18 protein-coding genes and 1 riboswitch are annotated in these 23,834 nt (G+C 62.2%); of the genes, 11 read left to right on the forward strand and 7 right to left on the reverse strand.

Features of this window, described 5'->3' with window-relative positions; all coding sequences use genetic code 11:
* The 4 genes from DFP86_RS10430 to cbiB form a co-directional block, all read right to left on the reverse strand.
* Positions 1-3,957 carry a cobaltochelatase subunit CobN gene (locus DFP86_RS10430; protein ID WP_133680893.1) on the reverse strand — a complete coding sequence of 1,319 codons (3,957 nt, stop codon included), beginning with the start codon at positions 3,955-3,957 and terminating at the stop codon, positions 1-3.
* Positions 3,954-5,009 carry a HoxN/HupN/NixA family nickel/cobalt transporter gene (locus DFP86_RS10435; RefSeq protein WP_133680895.1) on the reverse strand — a complete coding sequence of 352 codons (1,056 nt, stop codon included), beginning with the start codon at positions 5,007-5,009 and terminating at the stop codon, positions 3,954-3,956. Before DFP86_RS10435 ends, DFP86_RS10430 begins: the two co-directional genes overlap by 4 nt.
* Before the next feature lie 101 nt (positions 5,010-5,110).
* Positions 5,111-5,321: riboswitch (cobalamin riboswitch) on the reverse strand.
* A 48-nt stretch (positions 5,322-5,369) separates the two neighbouring features.
* A complete protein-coding gene (cobD, locus tag DFP86_RS10440) occupies positions 5,370-6,347 on the reverse strand; it encodes a threonine-phosphate decarboxylase CobD (protein WP_133680897.1) in 978 nt (325 codons plus the stop codon).
* Complete coding sequence (gene cbiB, locus DFP86_RS10445) at positions 6,340-7,278, reverse strand: adenosylcobinamide-phosphate synthase CbiB (protein ID WP_166642226.1); 939 nt, start codon at positions 7,276-7,278, stop codon at positions 6,340-6,342. Before cbiB ends, cobD begins: the two co-directional genes overlap by 8 nt.
* Before the next feature lie 112 nt (positions 7,279-7,390).
* On the opposite strand from cbiB, the gene DFP86_RS10450 reads away from it, so the two are divergent.
* The 11 genes from DFP86_RS10450 to DFP86_RS10500 all read left to right on the forward strand — a co-directional run bounded on the left by DFP86_RS10450 (position 7,391) and on the right by DFP86_RS10500 (position 19,394).
* Positions 7,391-8,857, forward strand: a complete 1,467-nt coding sequence (locus DFP86_RS10450; RefSeq protein ID WP_133680899.1) for a cobyric acid synthase — start codon at positions 7,391-7,393, stop codon at positions 8,855-8,857.
* Positions 8,858-8,942: 85 nt separating this feature from the next.
* A complete protein-coding gene (locus DFP86_RS10455; RefSeq protein ID WP_133680901.1) occupies positions 8,943-9,374 on the forward strand; it encodes a tetratricopeptide repeat protein in 432 nt (143 codons plus the stop codon).
* On the forward strand, positions 9,371-9,760 hold the full coding sequence (locus tag DFP86_RS10460; protein WP_208108302.1) for a group II truncated hemoglobin: 390 nt from the start codon (positions 9,371-9,373) through the stop codon (positions 9,758-9,760). Before DFP86_RS10455 ends, DFP86_RS10460 begins: the two co-directional genes overlap by 4 nt.
* Positions 9,761-9,767: 7 nt before the next feature.
* Positions 9,768-9,995, forward strand: a complete 228-nt coding sequence (locus DFP86_RS10465) for a zinc ribbon domain-containing protein (protein ID WP_133680903.1) — start codon at positions 9,768-9,770, stop codon at positions 9,993-9,995.
* A 378-nt stretch (positions 9,996-10,373) separates the two neighbouring features.
* Positions 10,374-12,233 (forward strand): type VI secretion system baseplate subunit TssF, encoded by a 1,860-nt coding sequence (gene tssF / locus DFP86_RS10470; RefSeq protein ID WP_133680905.1) that lies wholly within the window; start codon positions 10,374-10,376, stop codon positions 12,231-12,233.
* Positions 12,197-13,237, forward strand: coding sequence for a type VI secretion system baseplate subunit TssG (tssG, locus tag DFP86_RS10475; protein WP_133680907.1), 1,041 nt, complete (start codon positions 12,197-12,199; stop codon positions 13,235-13,237). The genes tssF and tssG overlap by 37 nt, the downstream gene beginning before the upstream one ends.
* Positions 13,238-13,268: 31 nt before the next feature.
* A complete protein-coding gene (gene tssH / locus DFP86_RS10480) occupies positions 13,269-15,896 on the forward strand; it encodes a type VI secretion system ATPase TssH (RefSeq protein WP_133680909.1) in 2,628 nt (875 codons plus the stop codon).
* Between the two features lie 13 nt (positions 15,897-15,909).
* Complete coding sequence (locus DFP86_RS10485) at positions 15,910-17,331, forward strand: hypothetical protein (RefSeq protein ID WP_133680911.1); 1,422 nt, start codon at positions 15,910-15,912, stop codon at positions 17,329-17,331.
* The gene (locus DFP86_RS10490; protein WP_133680913.1) at positions 17,331-17,594 is read left to right on the forward strand and encodes a PAAR domain-containing protein; all 264 of its coding nucleotides are present in this window, start codon (positions 17,331-17,333) and stop codon (positions 17,592-17,594) included. The genes DFP86_RS10485 and DFP86_RS10490 overlap by 1 nt, the downstream gene beginning before the upstream one ends.
* Positions 17,595-17,614: 20 nt before the next feature.
* On the forward strand, positions 17,615-18,718 hold the full coding sequence (tssA, locus tag DFP86_RS10495; RefSeq protein ID WP_243729362.1) for a type VI secretion system protein TssA: 1,104 nt from the start codon (positions 17,615-17,617) through the stop codon (positions 18,716-18,718).
* A gap of 142 nt (positions 18,719-18,860) precedes the next feature.
* Complete coding sequence (locus tag DFP86_RS10500) at positions 18,861-19,394, forward strand: hypothetical protein (protein ID WP_133680915.1); 534 nt, start codon at positions 18,861-18,863, stop codon at positions 19,392-19,394.
* Positions 19,395-19,483: 89 nt separating this feature from the next.
* Here DFP86_RS10500 and DFP86_RS10505 read toward each other — a convergent pair whose 3' ends face one another.
* From DFP86_RS10505 to DFP86_RS10515, 3 genes are all read right to left on the reverse strand, one after another.
* Positions 19,484-20,512: an SEL1-like repeat protein gene (locus DFP86_RS10505; protein ID WP_133680917.1), complete on the reverse strand. Its 1,029-nt coding sequence runs from the start codon at positions 20,510-20,512 to the stop codon at positions 19,484-19,486.
* A 2-nt stretch (positions 20,513-20,514) separates the two neighbouring features.
* The gene (locus DFP86_RS10510) at positions 20,515-22,365 is read right to left on the reverse strand and encodes a phospholipase D-like domain-containing protein (RefSeq protein ID WP_133680919.1); all 1,851 of its coding nucleotides are present in this window, start codon (positions 22,363-22,365) and stop codon (positions 20,515-20,517) included.
* A partial coding sequence (locus tag DFP86_RS10515; protein WP_133680920.1) for a DUF2345 domain-containing protein occupies positions 22,365-23,834 on the reverse strand: 1,470 nt, incomplete at its 5' end. The genes DFP86_RS10515 and DFP86_RS10510, both read right to left, overlap by 1 nt.

The following is a 23,834-nucleotide window of genomic DNA, read 5'->3' on the forward strand; positions in this document are numbered from 1 at the left end:
TTATTCTCCGCGCGCCTCCAGCCATGCTTCGCTCTTCAGGTGCAGTGCGCGCAATTTCGCCAGCGTCTCGGCGTCGGGCTCGGCCCACAGTTGGCGCTCGGCCGCTTCCAGCAGGCGTTCGGTAATGGCGTTCATCGCCCAAGGGTTGTTATCGGCCAGGAACCGTTGCATCTCGGTGTCCAGCGCGTAGTGCTCGGCCAACGCTTGGTAGACCCAATCGTCGACCACGTGCGCGGTGGCATCGTAGCCGAACAGGTAGTCGACGGTGGCGGTCAACTCCAGCCCACCTTTATAGCCGTGTTTCTGGATGCTGGTCAGCCATTTCGGGTTGACGACCCGGCTGCGAAAGACGCGTAGCACCTCTTGCTTCAGGCCGCGTACCGCCGGATTGTCGGGTTGATGGCTGTCGCCGAATTCTTGCCGCGGCTGACGGCCGCTCAGACTGCGGATGGTGGCGATCATGCCGCCGTGGTATTGCAGATAGTCGTCGCTATCGAAAATGTCGTGCTCGCGGTTGTCCTGGTTGTGTAGCGCCACTTCGCTGCTCGCCAACCGGTGACGCAGCGCATCGCGCGCGTCGCTGCCGTTGTGCTGCCGGCTGTAGCCGTAGCCGCCCCAGTTGATATAGGCGGTGGCGAAGTCGTGTTCGTCTTGCCAGTTTTGCTGTTGGATCAGCGGCAGGATGCCGGCGCCGTAGGTGCCTGGTTTGGAGCCGAATACCCGCAAGAGCGACTGCGATTCGGTGTGTTCGCCCAGGATTTGCTGCTTGAGATCCTGCAGGTAATGCTTGCGCAGGAAGTTCTGCTCGACCGGCTCGTCCAGCCCCGCCACGGCCTCGACCGCCTGGTCGATCAGGCTGATCAGATGCGGAAAAGCGTCGCGGAAAAAGCCGCTGATACGCACGGTGACGTCGATGCGCGGCCGACCGAGATCGGCGAGCGGGATGACCTCGATCCCTTGCACACGCCGGCTTTCCGCCTGCCAAACCGGCCGCACGCCCAGTAGCGCCAGAATTTCGGCGATGTCGTCGCCGTGGGTGCGCATGGCGCTGGTTCCCCAGACGCTGATGCTGACCGATTCGGGAAACGCGCCGGTTTCTTGCCGATGGCGGGCGACGACTTCGCGCGCCAATTCGCTGCCGATACGCCAGGAGGCCTGCGACGGTAGGCTGCGCGGATCGACCGAATAGAAGTTACGCCCGGTCGGCAGCACGTGCGCCATGCCGCGTGTCGGCGCGCCGCTGGGACCTGCCGGCACATAGCCGCCGGCCAGGCCGGAGAGCAGGTTGTCGATTTCTGCGCGGGTGCGTGCCAGATCGGGTACCAGTTGGCGGCCGATCCAGCCGAGTACGGTGCGTAGCGCGGGGCCGACCGTCAGGCCGGGCAGGGTGGTGGCCAGCACTTGGTCGATGGCGTCGGCGGCAAAGTCGCGCGCGGCGAAGGCGGCGACCAGCCGGCGCGCGAGCAAAGCCACGGCGTCGATCGCGTCGGCATGGGTGACCAGCCGCCGATCGGTCAGTGCGGCAAGCCGGGCCGGCTCGGCCGGCAGCCGCGCGCCGCGTTGCTGTTCCAATTGCGCCAGATCCAGTTCGAACAAGGCGGCGACGCTCGCCGGCAGGCTGGGAATCTGCAGATTGGACAGCCGCGTCAGCGCACACAGCATATCGATCAGCGCGTCGCCCTCGGGTGCGCGGCCGAGGGTGTGCAAGCCGTCGCGGATCTGCGCTGCACCGAGTTCGCACAAATAGCCGTCGATGTCCTCGATCAGGTGGGCGACGTCCACCCCTTCCATTTGCGTCAGCGTGCGCGGTACGCCGTGTTCGTCCGGCGTGTCGTCCCAGTGGTGGTGATCGTGGTCGTGGCCGTGCCCATGGCTATGGTGATGGGCGCCGTGCGCCGCTTTGCCGACGCTCGGGCGGTAGTGGGCCGCGCCCTTGACCGGGGTGCGGTAACCGCTCGCGGCGGCAGCCGGCTTTGGGGGCTCGTGGTCATGGCCGTGCGCCAGCATGGCGCCCAGATCGGCATCCAGCTTGGCTTCCTTGATCAAATCCCAAATCTGCTGCTGCAGAATGGGCAGTTTGCTCGGGTCGAGCATTTCCACCTGGTAGTACTCGTCCACCAGCTGCGTCAGCTGCGCCAAGGGGCCGTAGGTGTCGGCGGTGGTCATCGGCGGCGTCAGGTGGTCGATGATCGTGGCGTGCGCGCGTCGCTTGGCCTGGGCGCCTTCGCCCGGGTCGTTGAGGATGAACGGGTAGAACAAAGGCATGTCGCCCAATACGGCGTCGGGGAAGCAGTCCTGTGAGAGTCCCACGCCCTTGCCGGGCAGCCATTCCAGCGTGCCGTGCTTGCCGACGTGCACGATGGCATCGGCTTGCCATTCGTCGCGCAGCCAGCAATAGAGCGCGTAATAGTGGTGTGTCGGCGCCAGATCCGGGGTGTGGTAAATGGCGTCCGGATCCATGCCGTAGCCGCGTGGCGGTTGCAACGCGACAAAAGCGTTGCCGAATTCGAGTCCGGAGAACACCAGCGCACCCTGGTGGACGTAGGCGACACCGGGCGCATCGCCCCAGCGTTCGGTCATGCGTGCCTGCAAACCGTGCGGCAATTCGGCGAACCATTCGGCGTAACGCGCGGCCGGTACGCGCGCCGCGGCGCGCGCCAGTTGTTCGTCGGTCAGGTAGGCCTGGTCGTAGGCGCCGCGATCGATCAATTGGTGCATCAGCGTCGTGCTGTCGGTCGGCAAGCCATCGACGCGATAACCTTGTGTCTGCATGGCCTGCAGGATGGCCCAGAGCGAGGCCGGCGAGTCCAGACCGACGGCATTGCCGATTTGCGCCGCCTTGCTGCTGGAGTTGGTGAACAGAAAGGCGATGCGCTTTTCGGCGGGCGGCGTGGTGCGCAATCGCACCTGGCGCGCCGCGATGCCGGCCACGCGACGCACGCGATCCGCCAACGGCATGTAGACGGTTTCGCCGTCGGCCGCCTCGGCGTGCATCGCTTTGAACGACATGGGCACGGTAATCAGTCGTCCGTCGAATTCCGGTAGCGCCACGTTCATCGCCGTGTCCAGCGGATTGAGGCCGCGATCCGCGGCGCGCCAGGTGGCTTCGGTCATATTGCTGGCGATGGCCTGCAGCACCGGGACATTCAATTGCTCGAAGGCGGCCACAGCCCAGCCGGCCTGGGTCGGCCCGTCGCTGTTGACCTCGCCGATGGCGAACGAGGTGGTGTTGATCAGCGTTTCGATGGCTTCCTTGGCGAACGGCGCGAGCGCCGCCGGCAAGCCATGCTCGCCCGGCGCGCGCAGGCTGGCCGTGAAGACCGGCAGGGCGTTGAGCCGATGCTCGGCCAATGCGTCGATCAGACTGTCGATGAAGTGGGTGTTGCCCGATAGCCAGTGCGCGCGATAGAACACCAGGCCGACCGTCGGCCAGTCGGGACGGCGCATGGCGCGCCAGTCGTCCAGTGTGGCCAAGGCGCCGAGTTCGGGGTGATAGATGCCGTGTTCCGGCAGGCTTTGCGGTTCGGTATAGCCGTGACCGGTCATTAATAGCCGGTCTGACAGACAGCGCAGCATCTGCGCAAGATTGCCCGTGCCGCCGGCTTGCAGGTAGGCATTGACCTCCTGCTGCAGCCCGGCCGGCACATTGGAGAGCGCCGCCAGGGCCGGATCGGGTTCGCCGGTGCCGGAGAGTACGATCAGCGCGGCTTGGGTCTGACGCGCATGGCGCAACAGCAGATCGAAACCGGCGATTCCGTCGGTATGTCCCAAGACGCGCACGAGAATGACGCGGGCCGTGGCAAGCTCGTCTTGCAACAGTGTCTGCATGGCGGCCGTGTTTTCGATTGCCTGCAGGTTGATGCCCAAGACCTGCGCGAACTCCGCCGGCAGCTCGGCGCGCGCGAGGGCCGAAAGGTCGGTGCCGGCATGGCTCAGCAGGACGAGACGATCGGTCATGCGATACCTCCGTCGATCTGGTCGATGCGTTTCCATTTATAAATGGCGGCCGACAGTACCCAGGTGACTAGGAAAATGCCCACCACGAAGTAACCGAAATGCGCCAGGTTTTCGTTCAGTTCGCCGATCGTATCCCAGAACCAGCCGGACAGATGCAGCTTGCTGGCCACCAGTCCAAGGGCCTCCAGTCCGCCGATGATGACCGCCACCAGAACCGAGACCAGGGTGATGGTCAGGTTGTACCACAGCTTGCGGATCGGACTGACGAAGGCCCAGCCGTAGACGCCGACCATCATCAGGCTGTCGAGTGTGTCGACCAGCGCCATGCCGGCGGCGAACAGTATCGGGAATGCCATGACGTGCCACAAGGAAATGCCCTGGGCGGCTTGCGAGCCGGCCATGGCGAACAGGGCGATTTCGGTGGTGGTGTCGAATCCCAGACCGAACAAAAATCCGATCGGGAAGAGGTGCCAGCTTTTGCTGACCATGCGGAACAACGGCCGCAGCAGGCGCGCCACCAAACCCCGACTGGCCAGCAAAATATTCAGCTGTTCTTCGCAGATCGGTTCGCCGCGTTGCGCGCGGCGGAAGTTGTGCCAAATACCCTTGAGCGCCGACAGGTTGAGCGCGGCCAGCGCCAGCAGGAATAGCGCGGAGGCCGAGGTGCTGATGACGCCGCCGACTTCTTTGAGGCTGCCGATCTCGCCCTGCAGCGAGGCGGTGGTGAAGACAATGATGGCGACCATCAAAATCACCACCGAGGAGTGGCCGAGCGAAAAATACAGGCCGACGCCGAACGGGCGTTGGTTTTCCTGCATCAGCTTGCGTACTGTGTTGTCGATGGCGGCGATATGGTCGGCGTCCACGGCGTGGCGCAAACCGAAGATGTAGGCCAGCAGTGCCATGCCCAGCAGGGTCGGACGTTCGGAGAAGGCGTAGAGCGCCCAGGCCCAGGCGGCCAGGTTGGCGATCAGCAGGAAGGAAATCGTGGCGGCCAGTTGACGCTTGCCGGCAGGATGGTCCCCGGTCAGTGCGGAAAGGTCGAATTTCATGTTGCCCTCGGTTGACTGCGCGTCGCCGAGAGCGAGGGCTGCGGCCGTAAGGCGGATCGGCCGCATGCTTGTCTCCCGGCGCACCCCGACCGGTTTTAGCTCACGTCGACAATGTGACGGCCGGTCTCCTGGCTCGCGCGTCTTGGCCCACGGAACCCTCCGATCTTGTTCGGAGGGTTCTTAGATCGCCTTCCCAAGCTTGCGCTCAGTGGCATTCGATCCGGACTCTTCGCTTACAGTTGCGGGGGCAGCTGCGGTATTGAACCGCATTCCCGTTTCACCCTACTGGGCACCGTCATGAAAGCGCGATATTACGTGATGATTGAATATTTGGGAAAGAGTGGTTGACGAAAATTTGATCTAGCTCCGGGACAAGGCTTGTGCCAACCGTGCCCAGGCGGTCTCGTCCGCCGGCAGGCCAAAGCGCAGACTGGCCGGCTCGGCGAATAAGCGCACCCATACGCCTTGGCGCGCCAGTTGCCGATGCACCACAGCGGCATCGTTGTGCCGCAGCCATTGAAACATCGGCGAGCCGCCGTCCGGTGTCAAGCCGTGTTCGGACAGTAGCGCGGCAAGCCGGATGCTTTCGCGCGGCAGGCGTTCGCGCATGGCGGCGTGCCAGTCGCGGTCTTGCAACGCCAGTCGCACCGCCTGGCGCGTCGGTCCCGCCAATGCCCAGGGGCCGAGCTCCTCTTGCAGTGCTTGCAGCAGCGCCGGCCAGGCGAAGACAAAGCCGGCGCGCGCGCCGGCCAGTCCGAAGAACTTGCCGATCGAACGCAGAACGATCAGCCCCGGCTGGCCGACCAACGGCAGCAGACTGCGTTCAGGCGTGACGTCGAGAAAGGTTTCGTCCAACAGCAGCCAGCCGCCTCGGGCCGCTAGTCGCGCCAGCCAGTCGTGCAACTGCCGCGGTTCCGGTAGCCAGCCGGTGGGATTGTTCGGCGTGGTGAGTTGTAGGACGTCTAGCTGGTCGAGTTGGGCGTCGATGGCGTCGGGCGACAGCCGCTCGATGCGGTGGCCCTGGCGTTGCCAGGCATACGGGTGCTCGGCATAAGTGAAGTCCAGCAGGCCGACCCGGCAGGGCGCGCGCAGCCGCGGCAAGGCCTGGATGGCGGCTTGCGAGCCGGCGACGGCCAAGTGCGCCTCCGTGCCGTAGAAAGCGGTCGCCGCGTTTTCCAGTCCGTCATCCGGCTCCGGCAATCGCTGCCAAGCGCGCGCATCGACGGCCGGAACCGGCCAACCGTGCGGGTTGAGCCCGGTCGATAGGTCGACCCAATCTTCCGCGGCGATGCCGTAGCGTTGCGCCGCCGCGAGAATACCGCCGCCATGTTCAAGCATGAAAGCCTCCAAAGCTCAAGCCGACGACGAGCGCCAGCACGCCCCAGGCCCACATGCCGCGCCGGACCAGCGCGACCGCGCGGCGAATGTCGGCGGTGGTCGGCTCGCGGCCCTCGCCCAATGGCGGGCGTTCTTTGCTCTTGCCGTGGTAGATCGCCGCGCCGCCAAGCGAAATATTCAGTGCGCCGGCGCCGGCCGCCATGACCGGCCCGGCATTCGGGCTATACCAAGTCGGTGCCTGTGCGCGCCAGCAGCGCCAGCCGACGCGGGTGTTGCCGAGCAGGACGTAAGTCAAGGCGGTTAGACGCGCGGGGATCAGGTTCATCAAATCGTCGAAACGCGCCGCGGCCCAGCCGAAGTATTGATAGCGCTGGTTGCGGTAGCCCCACATGGCATCCAGCGTATTCGACAGCCGATACAGCACCACCCCGGGCGCGCCGGCGATCAGGAACCAGAACAACGCGGAAAACACCGCGTCGCCGCCGTTTTCCAACACCGATTCGACCGTGGCGCGCGCCACCTGGCTTTCGCTCAACTGCTCGGTCTGGCGGCTGACGATCATGCCGACACGCTGGCGCGCCAGCGGCAGGTCGTGGTTTTCCAATGCTGCGGCCACGGCTTCGGCGTGTTTGGCCAGGCTCTGTGCGCCGATGGCCAGATACAGCACCACCACCGATGCCGCCAGGCCGATGCCCGGCAAACTGCCGAGCCAGCGTGCCAATAGGGTGAACGGCAGCAAAAGCAGCACGATGCCGAGCACGCCGTAGAGCCTCATGCGCCAGGCGGGCACGGCATTGCACGCGCGCGGATAAAGCAGCGCTTCGACGCGTTGTGTCAGGCGGCCGAAACCGACTAGCGGGTGAAAACAACGCGGCTCGGCCAGCAGACGGTCGAGCAAAAGCGCAGGCAAAACAAGACTGGCGTTTATCACGATAGAGGCCTATATTTCGGCGCTTGCGACCGGCGGCATCGCTGCCGTTGGTCTGGAAAAAGTCGCCATTCTAGGACGTGCGCAAAAAAAATGCGCGTTCGGAGATCAAATCATGTCCGCAAAAACCCTGATGATTCAGGGCACCACCTCCGATGCCGGCAAGAGTACCTTGGCTGCCGGTTTGTGCCGCTTGCTGGCCCGGCGCGGCGTGCGCGTCGCACCGTTCAAACCGCAGAATATGGCGCTCAATAGCGCCGTCACCGTCGACGGCGGCGAGATCGGTCGTTCGCAAGCGGTGCAGGCATTGGCTTGCGGCGTCGAGCCGCATACCGATATGAACCCGGTGTTGCTCAAGCCCAATTCCAATATGGGTTCGCAGGTGATCATCCAGGGACGCTCGATCGGCAATATGGATGCGGTGCCTTACCACGCCTATAAACCCAAGGCGCGCGCCGCGGTACTGGAATCCTTTCATCGTCTGGCCGAACAGTATCAGTGCATTGTGGTGGAAGGGGCGGGCAGTCCGGCGGAAATCAATTTGCGCGATGGCGATATCGCCAATATGGGCTTCGCCGAAGCGGTCGACTGCCCGGTGCTGCTGGTGGCCGACATCGACCGCGGCGGGGTGTTCGCCCATCTGGTCGGCACGCTGGCGCTCTTGTCGCCAAGCGAGCGCGAGCGGGTGGTCGGCTTCGTCATCAACCGCTTTCGCGGCGATATTGCGTTGTTGCAGCCTGGCTTGGATTGGCTGGAGCGCGAGACCGGCAAGCCGGTGCTGGGCGTGTTGCCCTACCTGATGGGGCTGCACATCGAAGCCGAGGATAGCATCAGCCAGAAAGGCTCGGCCGAGGCTGGCGGCGGACGCGAAATCCTGCGTGTGGTGGCGCCGGTCTATCCGCGCATCAGCAACCACACCGACTTCGATCCGCTGCGGCTGCATCCCCAGGTCGAGTTGACGCTGGTCGGGCCGGGACAGCCGGTGCCACCGGCCGATTTGATCATTCTGCCGGGCAGCAAAAGCGTGCGCGACGACCTGGCCTGGCTGCGCGCCAACGGCTGGGAGCCGGCCATCCAGCGCCATTTGCGGTATGGCGGCAAGCTGATCGGCGTTTGCGGCGGTTACCAGATGCTGGGTCGGCAAATTCACGATCCGTTGGGGCTGGAAGGCGAACCTGGCAGTTGCCCGGGCTTGGGGCTGTTGGCGTTGGAAACCACGCTGGCAGCGGAAAAGTGCCTGACTCGCGTCGAGGGGACGCTGTCCGCTGGCGGCGCCAAGGTGACCGGTTACGAAATTCATATGGGCGTGACGCAGGGGGCGGCGCTGGCGCGGCCGGCGGTGCGGCTGGCCGACAAAACCGACGGCGCGCTGTCGGAGGACGGGCAGGTGCTGGCGACTTATTTGCACGGGCTATTCGATCATCCCGAGGCGCTTCAGGCATTACTCAACTGGGCGGGGCTGGCGCAGGCGGAAGTCATCGATTACCCGGCGTTGCGGCAGCAACATATCGATCGCTTGGCCGATTCGTTGGAGCAACATCTGGATCTTGGTCGTCTTGCCGGCATACTGCCGGGGGTATAGATGGTTGGTGCGTTGCTTCGCGAACGCACCCTACGCGAATGTCGCGTATCATAAGCGACTTCAAACCAGCAGGGTGGAAATGCTCATGTCGTCGGATATTCAATTGGATGCCAAAACCTATCAAGCCATCGAGCAGCGTTGCGAGGCGGGCGACCGGCTGACCGAGTCCGACGACTTGGCCGCGGCCCTGGTGGCCTACCAAGAGGCCTGGGACCTGCTGCCCGACCCGAAGCGCGCCTGGGAAGCGGCCACCTGGATCAAGATCGCCATCGCCGACGCGCATTTTTTTGCCGGCCAATTCGACGCGGCAGTCGCCGAACTGGATTTTGCCCTGACTTGCCCTGGCGGCTTGATCAACCCCTACATCGATTTGCGCATGGGACAGTGCTTGCTCGAACTTGGGCAGACGGACGAGGCGCGCGAATGCTTGAGCGACGCGTTGGCCGAGGCCGGCGAGGAAATTTTCGAGGGCGAAGAGAGCAAATACCTGGCGCTGGCTCGGGAGGGCGGGCAGTGAGCGATGTGCAGGAGATGACGCCCTACCAAATGTTGGGCGGCGAGGGGGTGGTGCGTTGGTTGACCGACCGCTTCTACGACATCATGGATAGCGACCCTGCCGCGGCGCCGTTGCGTGCCATGCACCCGGCCGACCTGGCCGGTTCGCGCCAGAAATTGTTTATGTTCCTGTCCGGCTGGTTGGGCGGGCCGTCGTTGTTTGTCGAGGCTTTCGGCCATCCGCGGCTGCGCATGCGCCATATGCCGTTCGCCGTCGACGAAGCGGCGCGCGATCAATGGATGTCTTGCATGCGTCAGGCGGTGGACGAGCTGATCTGCGAAGATTGGCTTAAGGCGCGGTTGCTGGCCGCTTTTTACGATACCGCCGACTTCATGCGCAATCAGTGAGCTCACAATGGAAAAACGTTGCCCGGTCGATCAAAGCGAATTGCAGTCTCAAGGCAAGGACTGGCTGTGCCCGACTTGCGCGACGCGTTATCGCGTGCAGGGGCGTTGCCTGGATTGCGGCGCCGAAATGGAACGCCTGCAGGCCTGCGGTGCCAGCAACTGGTTTTGCCCGCGATGCAATGAGTTGAAGTCGCGCGCACGGGTGGAGACGCAGTTGGTGCCGGTTCGGGAGTAGGGTTGTCGAATACGTTCGAAAGAAGCGGCGGCTTGCGAGTCGCCGCTTTTTTTGCGGCTCAATGCAATGGGTTTGCATTAAATCGCCAACCGATTTAATATCTGTCATTAAAAGTAACATTTGCTTACAGCGGTTGTCAGCATTCGGTTATGCCGGATTTTGTTTTTCTGTCGGTCGCGGATTGTGGATGCCGACATTGCAAGCCCATTGACATGGCTTACGTCATATTCGTACATCATGTTTTTGACAATGGGAAGCTTTATTGGCATTGTTCGATATTTTGTCACTCAGCAAAGGCTAGACGACGTTGTCACGCCAGCCGGCCTCGGAAGACGATAGCGGCGTTCGTCCCCGACACCAGCGTCAAAAACCAACACCATGCTTGATGCCCTTTTACCGTACTACGAACGCGAGCTGAGCCACCTGCGCGAGTTGTCCGGCGAGTTCGCCCGGCGCTACCCGAAAATCGCCGGACGGCTGCAGTTGGAAGGCGAGCAATGCGAGGATCCGCATACCGAGCGGCTGATCGAATCGTTTGCCTTCTTGGCCGCCCGCGTGCACAAGAAGCTGGACGACGAGTATCCGGAGATCGCCGCCAGTTTTCTGGACGTGCTGTACCCGCATTACCAGCAGCCGGTGCCTTCGGCCACCATCGTGCAATTCGAGTGCGACGCCGAGCGGCCGGAGATCGCCAAGCGCTATCGCGTCGATCGCGGGCAGATGGCGAACGCCCAGCCGTTGCAGGGTGTGACTTGCAAATTCCGCAGTTGCTACCCGGTCGACCTGTACCCACTGACGCTGACCGCCGCCCGCATCGAGCTGACCAGCGCTTCGGCGCATCTGCATCGGATGGCGCCGGATGCCGCCGCCGTGCTGACCTTGGAGTGTCGAACCCAGGGCGGTCTGCCGGTCAACGGCATCGATTTGCAGAGCCTGCGCTTTTTCCTCGATGGCGAAGCGGCCCCCATGCACCTGTTGTACGAGCTATTGCTGTCCAAGGTGCTACGGCTGCAAGTCAGTGACGGTCGCGACGACCCGGCACGGAGTGCCGTCTTGCCGGCTAGTGCGATTCAGGCGGTCGGTTTCGGTCGCGACGAAAGCATGCTGGAATACGACGAGCGCTCGTTTCAGGGCTATCAACTGCTGACCGAATATTTCTGTTTTCCCGATAAATTCCTGTTCGTCGACTTTCAAGGGCTGGCGCCTGCGGTGCGCGCGCTCGACGGCGACCGGCTGCAGATCCGCTGCTTCCTGTCGGCCTTTCCGGATTCCGAACGCCATCATCGCCTGCTGACCGGGCTGCAGCCGCAGCACTTCAAACTGGGCTGCACACCGATGATCAATTTGTTCGCCCAGCCGGGCGAACCGATTCGGGTCACCCACCAGAAAGCGGGCTATCCGGTGACGGTGGACGCCCGGCGGCCGCAGGGCTACGAGGTGGTGCAGATCCGCAAGGTGACGCGGGTCGAGAAGAGCGGCGAGGGCGAGTTGTCGCAAGAGGTGCTGCCGTTTTACGCACTGCGGCACGGCAGCGGCGAGGATGCGCCGCGTTTTTACTGGCATGCCGGTCGCGAGGCATCGACGCGCGGCGGCGACCGCGGCACCGACGTGGAAATTCATCTGGTCGACTTGGCGTTTCAGCCGGTACGCCCGGCCAGCGAGGTATTGAGCGTGGCGTTGTTGTGCAGCAACCGCGATTTGCCGGAGCAATTGCCGTTCGGCGGCGGACAGAGTAGCACGCGCGCCGACTTCACCTTGCCGGGGCACTCGGTGGTCAAACGCGTGCGCATGCTGCGTAAGCCCAGTAGCAGTCAGCGTTGCCCAAGCAAACGCGGTCTGCAATGGCGGTTGATTTCGCATTTGTCGCTCAACTACATGTCGATCGTCGATGCTGGCCATCAGGCACTGCAGGAAATGCTGGCACTCTACAATCTGAGCGAATCGGCCGCCAATCAGCGCCAGATCCAAGGTATTCGCGCCGTGCGCAGCCAGCCCTCGGTTACTCGGGTCAGCGGCCGCGATTTTTCCGGCTTCGTGCGCGGCACGGAAATCCATCTCACGCTGGACGAGGATCACTACGTCGGCGGCAGCCCCTATTTGTTCGCCGCATTGCTGGAGCGTTTCTTCGCCTTGTACTGCACCCCGAACAGTTTCACCCGCCTGCATGTGCATGCCGGCCCGGATCAGGAGGAAATCGCGCAATGGCCAGCCCGCGCAGGTCAAGCCCTCGTGATCTGAACGCCGAACTGGCGTCGAATGCGCCGAGTTTCGGCTTTTTCCAGGCGGCGCGCCTGTTGGGTCTGTTTGCGCGCGAACGCGCGACGCGAGTCGGTCATCTGCCGGCCCGCCTGCGCTTTCGCACGCCGGCGACGCTGTCGTTCCCGCCAAGCGAATTGGTGTCCTATCGCCAGCCACAGCGGCACGAACCGGTGGATGACGGCGTCGACGAGATGATGGTCAGTTTCATGGGGTTGACCGGACCCTCCGGTGCGCTGCCGGTGTCTTACACCGAACTGCTGATCGAGCGGCGCACGCGTTCGCAGGACACGGCCATCCATGCTTTCCTCGACCTGTTCAGCCATCGCGCGGTGTCGTTGTTTTACGGCGCTTGGCGCAAGTATCGTTTCTGGGTCGGGGTAGAAGCCGGCGAGGCCGACGGTTTTACCCGCAATCTGCTCGATTTTGCCGGCGTCGGCCTATCGCAACTGCGCCAGCGTATGCAGCGCCAGGACGCGCTGGACGAAAACCTGTTCGTCTATTACGCCGGATTGCTGAGCCAGAAGCCGTTGTCGGCCCAGGCGCTGGCCTCGCTGGTGCAAGGCTTCTTCGCCGTGCCGGCCGCGCTGGAACAGTTCGTCGGCCAATGGATTCACCTACCGCTGTCCGAACAGAGCCAGTTGGGCCAATCGTCCTGCCAACTCGGCTTGTCGGCGTTTGCCGGCGAGCGCATGTGGGATCGTCAAACCAAGTTGTCGCTGCGGCTCGGGCCGATGCGTCGCGCCGAGTTCGAGGCCTTGCAGCCCGGCGGCGCCGGCGCGGAGGCGCTGCAGGCGCTGATGCAACATGCCTTGGGGCATGGCCTGGCGGTCGACGTCGTGCTGGTGCTGGATCGGCGCGACGTGCCGCCGCCGCAACTGACGCCGGAAGCCGGCTTGCGCCTTGGCGGCAATGCCTGGCTCAACGCGGCAGGCAGCGTGCCGGCTCGCGATCCGGACGAGATGGCTTATACGCTGTTGCACTGAACTTCTTTATTTCTTTTTACGATGGATTGATATGTCGATTTCGGTTAAAGCCCTGGTAAGCAAGCTCACGCCGGTTGCCCGGCAATGTGTGGAACAAGCCGCCAGCCGTGCGCTGGCGCGCAGTCATTTCGAAGTGGAAATCGAACACGTGCTGCTGGCCATGTTGGATGGCGACGGCAACGCCGCGCGTTCCGCTTTGAGTGCGGTGGCCGCGCCGATCGACCGCATGGAAACCGAGCTCGATGCCGCGTTGGATGGCTTTCGCAGCGGCAACACCCGTAATCCGGTGCTGTCCGCCTGGTTGCCGAAATGGCTGGAGAAGGCTTGGCTCGCGGCCAGCACCGAGTTTGGCCAGGATCGTGTCTCGACCTTGGACATGCTGCTGGCGCTGTTGGCCGACGACGCGCTGCGCGCCGCCGTGCAGCAAACCGTGCCGAGCCTGTTGCGCGTCGACGCGCACGACTGGCGCCGCGGTTATGCCGAGCTGCGTCGACATGGCAGCGAGGCGGGGGAGGGCGAAGCCCCTGCGGAGGACGAGAGCGCTCCGGTCGGTGCCGCGCCGACTGGCCGCAAGGGTGCGCCGGGGCTAGACAAATACACCATCGATCTAACCGCCCAAGCGCGCGCGGGTAAAATCGACACCATCCTCGGCCGCGATAGCGAAATTCGCCAGATGATCGACATCTTGATGCGCCGTCGCCAGAACAACCCGATTCTCACCGGCGAGCCGGGTGTGGGCAAAACCGCCGTGGTCGAGGGCTTGGCGCTCAAGATCGCTCAGGGCGAAGTGCCCGATCCGCTCAAGGGGGTCACGCTGCGCACGCTCGACCTTGGCCTGTTGCAGGCCGGCGCCAGCGTCAAAGGCGAGTTCGAAAACCGCCTGCGTCAGGTCATCGATGAGGTCAAGGCGAGTCCGGTACCGATCATTCTGTTCATCGACGAAGCGCACACCCTGATCGGCGCCGGTGGCGCGGCCGGGCAGAACGATGCCGCCAACTTGCTCAAGCCGGCGCTGGCGCGCGGCGAGTTGCGCACCATCGCCGCCACCACCTGGGCCGAATACAAGAAATACTTCGAAAAAGACGCCGCCCTGGCGCGCCGCTTCCAGGTGGTCAAGGTGGATGAGCCGCATCCGGACGTGGCGGTGCAAATGGTGCGCGGTCTACGCGACGCCATGGCGTCGCATCACCAAGTCACGATTCTGGAGGAGGCCATCAGTGCCGCCGTGCACTTGTCGAGCCGTTACATCCCCGGCCGGCAACTGCCGGACAAGGCCATCAGCGTGTTGGATACCGCCTGCGCCCGTGTGGCACTGTCGCGCGCGGCGCAGCCGGCGCCCATCGAGGACGTCAGCGCGCTGATTGCCAACATCGAACGCGAAATCGCCGCCTTGTCGCAAGAAGAGGGGCATGGCGAACGGCTGGAAACCTTGGCGACGCGCCAGACGCAGCTACAACAGGATCTCGATCGACTGCATGTCGATTGGCAGGCTCAGCGTGAACTGGTGGCGGAAATCGACGGCCTGCGCGAAGCGCGCGCGGACAAGCCCGCGAGCGGCAAGAAGGCCAGCCCGTTGCAGCAGAAGCGTCAGGCGCTGCGCGCGCTGCATAAAACCCAGCCGCTGGCGTTCGAGTGTGTCGACGAAAACGTGATCGCCGACGTGATCTCCGGTTGGACCGGCATCCCGCTCGGTCGCATGGTCAGCAACGAACTGGGCCAAGTGCGCCGGCTCGACGCGCTATTGGCCGAGCGCGTCATCGGCCAGGATCATGCGCTTGCCCAGATCGCCGAACGGGTCAAGATCGCCAAGGCCAATTTGGAAGATCCCGGCAAGCCCAAGGGCGTTTTCCTGCTGGTCGGCCCAAGCGGCGTCGGCAAGACCGAAACCGCGCTGGCGCTGGCCGAAGCGCTCTATGGCGGCGAACGCAGCCTGATTACCATCAATATGTCCGAGTACCAGGAAGCGCATAGCGTATCCGGGCTCAAGGGCTCGCCGCCGGGCTATGTTGGCTATGGCGAGGGCGGGGTGTTGACCGAGGCGGTGCGGCGCAAACCCTATTCGGTGGTCTTGCTCGACGAAGTGGAAAAAGCCCACCCCGACGTGCTCGAACTGTTCTTCCAGGTCTTCGACAAGGGTGTCTTGGAAGACAGCGAAGGCCGCGTGGTCGATTTCAAGAACACCATTATCCTGCTGACCTCGAATGCCGGCAGCGACCTGGTGATGCGAGCCTGCGAACACGGCGTGACCGTGGAGGACGTGACCCGCGACCCGACGGCGGAAGATCTGATCGAGATTCTGCGCCCGACGCTGCAAAAAACCTTCAAGCCCGCCTTCCTCGGCCGACTGTCGATCATTCCGTATTTCCCGATCGGCGACGAAGTGTTGCGCGGCATCGTGGCGCTCAAGCTGGAAAAAATCCGCCAGCGCATCGCTGACAACCACGGCGCACAAGTGGAGTTCCCCGAAGCCTTGGTCGACTTGTTGGCTGCGCGCTGCCTGGACGTGGACAGCGGTGCGCGCGATGCCGACGCCATCCTGACGCGCACGGTGCTGGCGCGTATCTCCAACGACGTGCTCGACCGCATGGCCAGCGGGAAACCGGTGAAAAAGATCGTCGTGACGCTGAAGGACGATCAGCTCAAGCTGCGCTTGAGCTGAGGAGGGATCGCCGATGTGGATGTCGTTATTGTTGTTCGTGTCGTCGCTGTTCGGCTGGTGGGGCCTGCTTTGGCTTGGCCTGCCGGTAAGCTGGCAGCGCATCAGCCCCTCGGCCATCCTGCTGATCCATGCCGTGCCGCCGGTGCTGATTTTCTCGTTGGCCAAACTGTGGTTGGGCAAGCGCAAGGAACGTGCCGCGGCGGCCGACGAGCAACGTAAACAGGCTGCCGAGGCCGAGCGCCTCGCGGCGCTGGCGACGGCGCGCGAGCAACATCGGGCCGCGCTGGCCGTGCGCCGGGAGCCGGTCGAGTGCCGCTGGGCCGGTTTGATGCTGCAAGGACAAGGCGCCGAGGCGCCGGCATGGCTTGATGATCTGGGTGAGCATGGGTTCGTGCGCCAGATCGAAGCCGACGAACTCGAAGGCGATAGCCTGAGCGAGCGGCTGACGCCGGCACTGACCGAATGGTTTACCGCCCTGTACGAACAGGCGCCGGGCGCCGCCGCTTTGCCGCTGTTGCTCGAACCCTGTCCGGCGTTGGCTGGCGGCGAGCAATTGCAATGGGTGCGCAAGGTGCAGCTTCAGGTGCTCGACTCGCTGGCTGAAACGCAGTTCAAGAACCGGCCGCGTCCTCGTGAGATGGCCTGCCGCTTCCTGCCGGGACGCGGACTGCTGGCCGAGCGTCTGATCACCCTGTTCGAACAGGATGCCACGCTGCCCGGCGCGACCGTGCTGGCCTTTGATGCCGCCTGGGCGGACTCGGTGCTGGACGACGAACCGGCCAGTCAAGGTGCCGCAGTGGCCGGACTGCTGTTTTTGCGCGCCAATCTGCCTCAGAGCGAGCCCGCGGCCGATGTGCCGGCCGAGCAAAACGGCGACAACGCCCCCTATCAGGCCTATTGGCAAAAGCCGGTGGCGCTGGAGTGGGCGGAGTGGGGGACCGTGCCGCCCTGGGCGCAGGAAGATTTGCTGACGCAACCCAAACTCGCCGCACTCGCGCGCGGTGCGCACGCCAGCGCGCTGCCGACGGGTGTGATCGGCATGAGCAAAGTGTTGCGCACCCTGTTGGACGAGGCCTTGATCAACGGCAGCTTGCGCGATCTGCCGTTTGCCGACGACGAACCCGATCCCCAAGCCGAGCAGGCGGCCAGCCTGGCATGGCTGGTGCATGACGGCGGCAGCTTGCGTGCGGCCGGTGGCCGCATGGCGGCGCTGGGTAGCCTGTTGAGCGACAACGAAGTGGAACTCAGTCCAATCGACGACGCCAGCAACCTGGTGCGCGACTGCGGAGTGCTGGGCAGTGCCAACGACGTGGCCTTGGATGCCTGTGCCGCGCTGCATGCCGCACGCCTGCAAGCGCCGGTACTGTTGGCGCATTTTGTCGGCGATGAGGCCAGCTTGTCGGTGACTCGGCCGCCGCTAGAGGAGAATGTTTGATGAAACCCCCTATCCGGTTGGGCGACCCGACCAGCCATGGCGGCGAGGTGGTCAGCGCCGCCGCTACGACCAAATTGTTCGGCAAGCCAGTGGCTTGCGTCGGCGATCGCGTGAGCTGTCCGAAGGAAGGACATAGCAACTGCGTGATTGTCGAGGGCGACGAAAGCTGGAAAGTCGGCGGCAAGGCCGTGGCACTGGATGGCCACAAAACCAGTTGCGGCGCGGTGCTGATCGCGACGCTGGGCGAAGTCGGCAAAGGCTGAATCACAAGGAAATGATCGAGATGGAACCCATGGAACAACAGATCGCCGCGCTATTGGCGCCGATCAGCGACGCGGCGCCCGCCGGCGAAGACCTGAGCTACGACTTGTTGCTCGACGAAATCCGCGAAGCGCGTCGTAGCGACGACCCGACCCTGGCGCAAGGCGACTGGGAGCAGGCCATCAAAACCGCAGACTGGCGCAAAGCGACCCGGTTGTGCGAGCAGGGCCTGTGCCAACGTGGAAAAGACTTGCAATTGGTGGTGTGGTACGGCGAGGCGCGTGCCAAGCTGGATGGCTTCGCCGGCGCCGCGCAAGGTCTCCATCTGTTGGAAGGCTGGCTGGAACGATACTGGGAAAACGGCTTCCCCGAGTACGATCCGAACGACTTGGACGAACGGGTCAGCAAGATCGAGTGGTACGCCATGCAATTGGCACAGGCCCTGCGTATGGCGCCGATGGTCGATCCGCGCCACGGCGGCTATAGCTGGCTCGACTGGAAAACCTCGCGCGAGGTGGAAAACCATGCTCTCAAGGATCCGGACGCCCGTAGCCGCGCCCTGGCGGACGGCAAGCTCGATGGCGAGACCTTCGATAAGGGGGTGACCCAGTCCGGTTTGCCCTGGTTCAAACAGTTGTCGGCCGAGATCGAGCTGGCCTGGAAGCGCTATCAGTCGCTCGATCTGCTGTCGGTCGAACGCTTCGGCGACGCCTTCCCCAGCCTTGCCGAACTGTGGCGCGCGCTCTCCGACTGCCGCGAGGTGGTCGAGCGTTTGATGCAGCAGCAATTTGGCGTGAATACGGCCCAAAAGGAACCTGAAATGACCCCTGCCGCCCCGGCCGTCGTGGCCGTTCCGCAAACGTCGGCGACCGCGCCGCAAGCCGCCGCTTTGGCCGGACAGCCGCGAGGGCCGTTGCAAAGCCGTGCCGATGCCGTGCGCATGCTGCGCGAAGTCTCCGCTTACTTCCGCCAGCACGAACCGCACAGCCCGGTGTCCATGTTGGCCGAGCGCGCCGCGCGCTGGGCCGAAATGGGGTTGGAAGAGTGGCTGACGCACGTCATCAAGGACGAATCCACGCTACGCCAGCTGCAAGAGCTACTAGACGTCAAAGCACCTGGCCAGTAGGCGACGTCGGGGCCGAGCGGGATGGGGATCCCATTCCGCTGGTTAACTTCAGGAAAAACTGACGCGAAAGACCGCTCCACCTCATCGCTGTTTATGCATGAGTCTGGCTAGACTGGCTCATACCATCAGTAGGTGAGCGATCATGACCGAACAAACCACTCAGCCGCCGACGTTTCGCATCGTGCTGTCGCAGCTGCGCATCCTGCGCCAAGCCGGCCACAATATGCTCGTCTTGCTGGACGATACGGGCTGCCTGCACCGGGAAATCGAAGGGCTCGCCACCAGCCGGAGCGGCAAAATCAAACCGATCGGTTATCTGCCCTCCGACCGTCTCCGCTTCTACGCCTTCGACAAACCCTATCTCTACCGGCCGCAACAAGCGCATGCCTGTCTGATCGAGGGCCAGCGCGACGACCTGGAAAACCGCATCGATGCAGCCTGTGCGGCCGGCAAGATCATCGATCTGCACAACCTGCCTTACCCCTTTATGGGGTTTGGTAAAAACAGTAATTCGGTCGCCAGCACCCTCATTCGCGTCATGGGCTTGGCCGCGCCCGAGCACCTGCCAGGCGGGGCATGCGTTATGCCCGGGCAGGGGGAAATGGTGCTGGATGATGCCACCATCGCCCATATCCAGGCCGAATACCACATCACACCGCCTGAGTCGTGTTCATAAACACCGTAGATCCATGTAGGGGTGGCTTTGGCCGCGATATCCTTGCATTCCATCGCGGCGAAAGCCGATCCTAGCTATTTGCGTGGAGATCACTTGGACTTAAGCGGCAGGCCGGTTGCCGGGTCGAGGCCCTTGGCGTCGGCGAGCCGGCGTACCAATTCATCGTTTGGCACTGGTAGGTTGGGGCGGTTCAGGTATTCCTTTTCCCATTGGAATGTGCCGTCCCATTTCGGCAGCGGTGCCGGGGGCAAGGGCGCGATTTTGTCGATATCGGGGACTTTGGGGTTATAGATAAAGTAGCGCTCTGTAAGATCGTAGATGGTTGCGTAACGTTTGCTTCTTTCTAGATCGGTTGATTGTCCGAAATAAAAAAGCGTACCTTTCTGAGTGCCATCACTAGAAAATGCACGGCTTAGCAAAAATGCTGATTGCCCATCTCCATTTCGTACGCCAATTTGAAGCAACGCGATGGCATCGTTATATTTTTTTTCGGTTCTGTAATAAGCAATAACATCCAAAATGGCTTGTTTGTGGCCTTGTTTGGCTGCACACACTCTCATTTTTTGACCGACATCCCAAACTTCAGCTGTAGATGTTTTGACCGTCAGTTTGTCGCCAAGTAAGTACTGGGCCTCTGGATTGCCCAAGTCTGCGGCACGTTTATAATAACGTAATGCGGCTTTGGGGTCTCGAGCAACACCACGCCCGCCATCTAGACTATTCCCCATATTGAAATATGCGACAGGGATATTTCGATCGAGCAGTAACTTGTTTAAATCATACAATTCACTATTGGTTCCGTGGACGACATCTCCATAAGCCAGGATCAGGTTTCGCAGATTTCTATTGGCTTTATAGTGGCCATTCCAGGCTGCAATGCGATAAAACCTTGCAACTTGTGGGAAGTTTTTTGGCCCGCGTTTTGTTTCGAGCCAACGCGCATATTTGAAGAGAATGTCGGCGTCCTGTGGTTCGCTGGGTGTGGGCTCGGATGTGCATGTGAAGCTTAAATCATTATTTTTGCTAAGATCTTTCATGATCGATCCATTTGATTTTTCGGCATGTGTGCAAGCAATGAGAGAGGCTAACAAAGCACATACAAATAATTTATTTCTCATGATTAATCCATATCGGTACACGAGTTTGTTGCTGAGAAAAACTCTACTATAGGGGCGTCTGGAGGTTGTGTGTGGTGATTTAAATCCATGGGCGCCTTTTTGTTTTTATTACTTATTGATTTTTGATAAGATTTATTGTTGGCAGTAATGAACTTCCAGGTGGGGTAGCAATTTTTTACGTCATCTTGATTGCCCTGGTTGGCAGTGTGATGGCCCCAAAGCTCTTTTCTTAATTTGGCGGTTATTTCATTGGATTCGTGCACAATATTCAACTCGCTATCGGTGGTCATGCTTCTATTGTTGATATTGGCCGATCCATGAGTGGTAAATACATCATTGATGATCATGATCTTGCTGTGTACATAAACATCCATCCACTGATCATTTTGGGGATCTGGTGCGACTAGTGTGCAGATGATAGACTTTAACCCTGGAATTTCGACATGCTCGGGCTTGAAGTCGTTGTCGTGGGCATTCTCTAGTTCTTTTCCCAATTGATCGATGTCCTGTTGCAACTTCTGGCGCTTTTCCGGATCTTGACTGCGTTTGAGCTCAGTACGCTTATCCTCTATTTTTTGCGGAAGATATTTCTGCTCCACTTCCTTGGCAATGCTGGGCAATTGATCGGCATGGCCGAGTTCATACAGCATTTCCTCAGTTTTCATGGTGCCTTTGCCCATGCCTTCGTCCGACGAATTGGTGACTACAAATAGATAGAGTGGTTGTTCTCTGCCGCCACCGAGCTGCTTCTTTGCCACGTCGCGTATGGCCGTTGCCAATGGTGGGTAGCGGAAGTACTGATTCTCGATGTAAATGAAGTCGAGGACGTTGTTGGCGGCTTGCATGTACAGCCGCTCGATATCGCGAATGCCGTGCTGTGCTTGGGTGCGCACTAGTTGCGCCATGATCATGCCGGCTTCGGCCGTCGGCGGGGTGGGTTTGCCGCGCTTGGCTAGTAGGTCTTCGCCGGTTTCCTTTTGCCAGGCCTGGGCGAAGTTGTGATGCAGATGCTCCAGAATCGGCCCGGCCACTTTGGCCGACATGTCTTGGCGCGGTTGCCGGCCACTCGCCTCGATGGCGGGGTTGCGTGGGTTGGCCGAGTCTTTGGCTAGGCTGGAGAGCCGGTTTTTCGCGCTGTGTTCGCTGGTATCCCAATACTCGTCCAGCGTGTTGTGCCCCATGACAAAGCCCACCGCGCCTTCGTGGCCGTAATCGACCAGGACGGTTTTCTGGTGGTGGGTGGCGCTAAGTGCCATGGTGGCGCGGCTTGATAGAGAGACGTGAGGATCTCTGCCGCGTTTGCGCAAGTATTCTTCGATTTCGATGCGCTCGTCTTTTGAAAACCCTCGGCCGCGGAACTGCATATTGGGGTGACGGTTATGCGAGGCCTTGTGATACCAGGCTTTGTCGATTTTGTATTGCGTGTCGGTTTCGGTATCGACCTTGTGGAAGTCGCCCCGTCCCGGGGTATTGTCTTCGCCGCCGGCCAAGGCGAGGTTGATGCCTAATAGCTCCATGGTCCAGCCCAGTACGCGGACTTGTACCGGGTCGGTTTCGCGGCTGGCGAGTTCGGTCAGCAGGTCGCCGATACATTTATATCCCGCGTTGGCGCCGCGTCGGAAGTACATCGACGGTTGGAAACCCCAGCAGATGTAGTCGACGCTGTATTTGGCATTGGCGATGGCGTCGTAGACCTCGGCAAAGGCTTTTTCGCCATTGACCAGATATTCATAGTGGGCATAGGTCGGACTGTACTCCGGCGCTTTGCCGTCCTGGCCGTTCAAGAACCAGGGCAGTTGCGGTACGGCGATCTGCGTTTCCGATAGTTTCATCGGGACCAAAATGTCGCCCATCAGCCGTTCTCCTTATCGTTGGCGAGCAATCGGTGATAGAAGCCTCGGGCGTGGGTGTCCATTTGCGTCACGTCTTGTACGGTGCCTTTCTTGTGATTGATGAAGCCCTGGTTGGCAAGTGCGCCGGCACCTTCTTCGCCGGCGTATTCGTTGACGATGGGTATCTGGTAGGTCAGGCCGTTGGCCAGTTTCAGCGTGTATTTCTGAGTGCCGACTTTGTGCTTGATGTGCAGCTGGCTGTCCTCGGCGATCACGCCTTGGTCGACCTGCGCACCGTCGGCGTAGAGCGTGTACGGCATATGGGTCAGTGCGCGCTGGTTCGACATGGGGCCTTGCGCCAGTTTCAAGGTGAGCGGCACGGTGGGCGTATTGTCCGGGAAGCTGGGGTGCGTCGTGTTCATGCTCGCCGGCCCGTCCATCTCGTGCGATGCGCCTTTGATGCTGACCTTGCCCGGGCAGTGCACGTCGATATTGCCGCCGGCCAGCCGGATGTAGGCGCCGCCGCCGACGTTGAGCAGGATCTCCTGCTGCGCGGCGATGACGATGCGGTCTTTGGACGAGGTGATGGTGACGTCCTGACTAGCGGTCCATTCCATCTCGCCGTGCTGTGCCTGCACCTGTGCTTTGCCTTGGCCTGCGATCAGCTTGAGGCTGACAGCGCCTTTCACCCCGGCAACGAACAGGCTGAGGTGTTGGTTGACGTTGGCGAGCCAGCGGCGGCCGGCGGTGTGGTTGAGGTCGCGCTGGGCGACCAGATCCAGGTTGGTGCCGGCGCCGAGGGTTTGGCTTTGCTCGGTCAGGCTGGCGATGCCGGCCGGGGCGCTCGCTACCAGGATAGGTTGCTTGCCACTCTCCCAAGCTTTGGCATGGCCATCCAGCGCTTTCTGCGGTTCGCTGTCGATGCTGTCGGCCAATTGCGCGGTGGCGACTTCGCCCAGGCTTTGGCTCAAGGCGAGTGCGGCGTCGAGTTGGCTTTGCGCGTGAGTGCGGGCCAGTTGTTTGCCGGCGGCGCCTTGTTGCGCTTCGGTGGAAAGCAGCAGGCCGTGTGCGGCGCGGACAGCGCCGTGCTGGTCGGTTCGAAGTTCGAAGCCTTCGCCGCGCGGTTCGGCTTTGCCGTCCGCTCTTGGGTGCGTGAGGAAGCCCTGGTTGAGCTGCGTGGCGCCGTGGCTGCTGGCCAAGCGCGACCGCACTTGGTTCGGCGTGTCGTCGAACAGCAGTTCGTTATGGCCCTGGCCCTGATGTTCTTTGGATTTGATGCCCGATAGCGTTTTATTGCCCGGCAGGTTGCCGGCGCTTGAGAAGGCCGGCGGGTTATGGCTGCCGTTGTACAGCACGCCGGTCACCACCGGGCGGTCGATGTCGCCTTCGATGAAATCGATCAGCACTTCCTGGCCGATACGCGGGATGAACTGGTGGCCCCAGGCGGCGCCGGCACTGGGCATGGCGACGCGCACCCAGCAGCTGGAGCG

This window comes from Paludibacterium purpuratum, from assembly GCF_004363805.1.
Lineage (GTDB): Bacteria > Pseudomonadota > Gammaproteobacteria > Burkholderiales > Chromobacteriaceae > Paludibacterium > Paludibacterium purpuratum.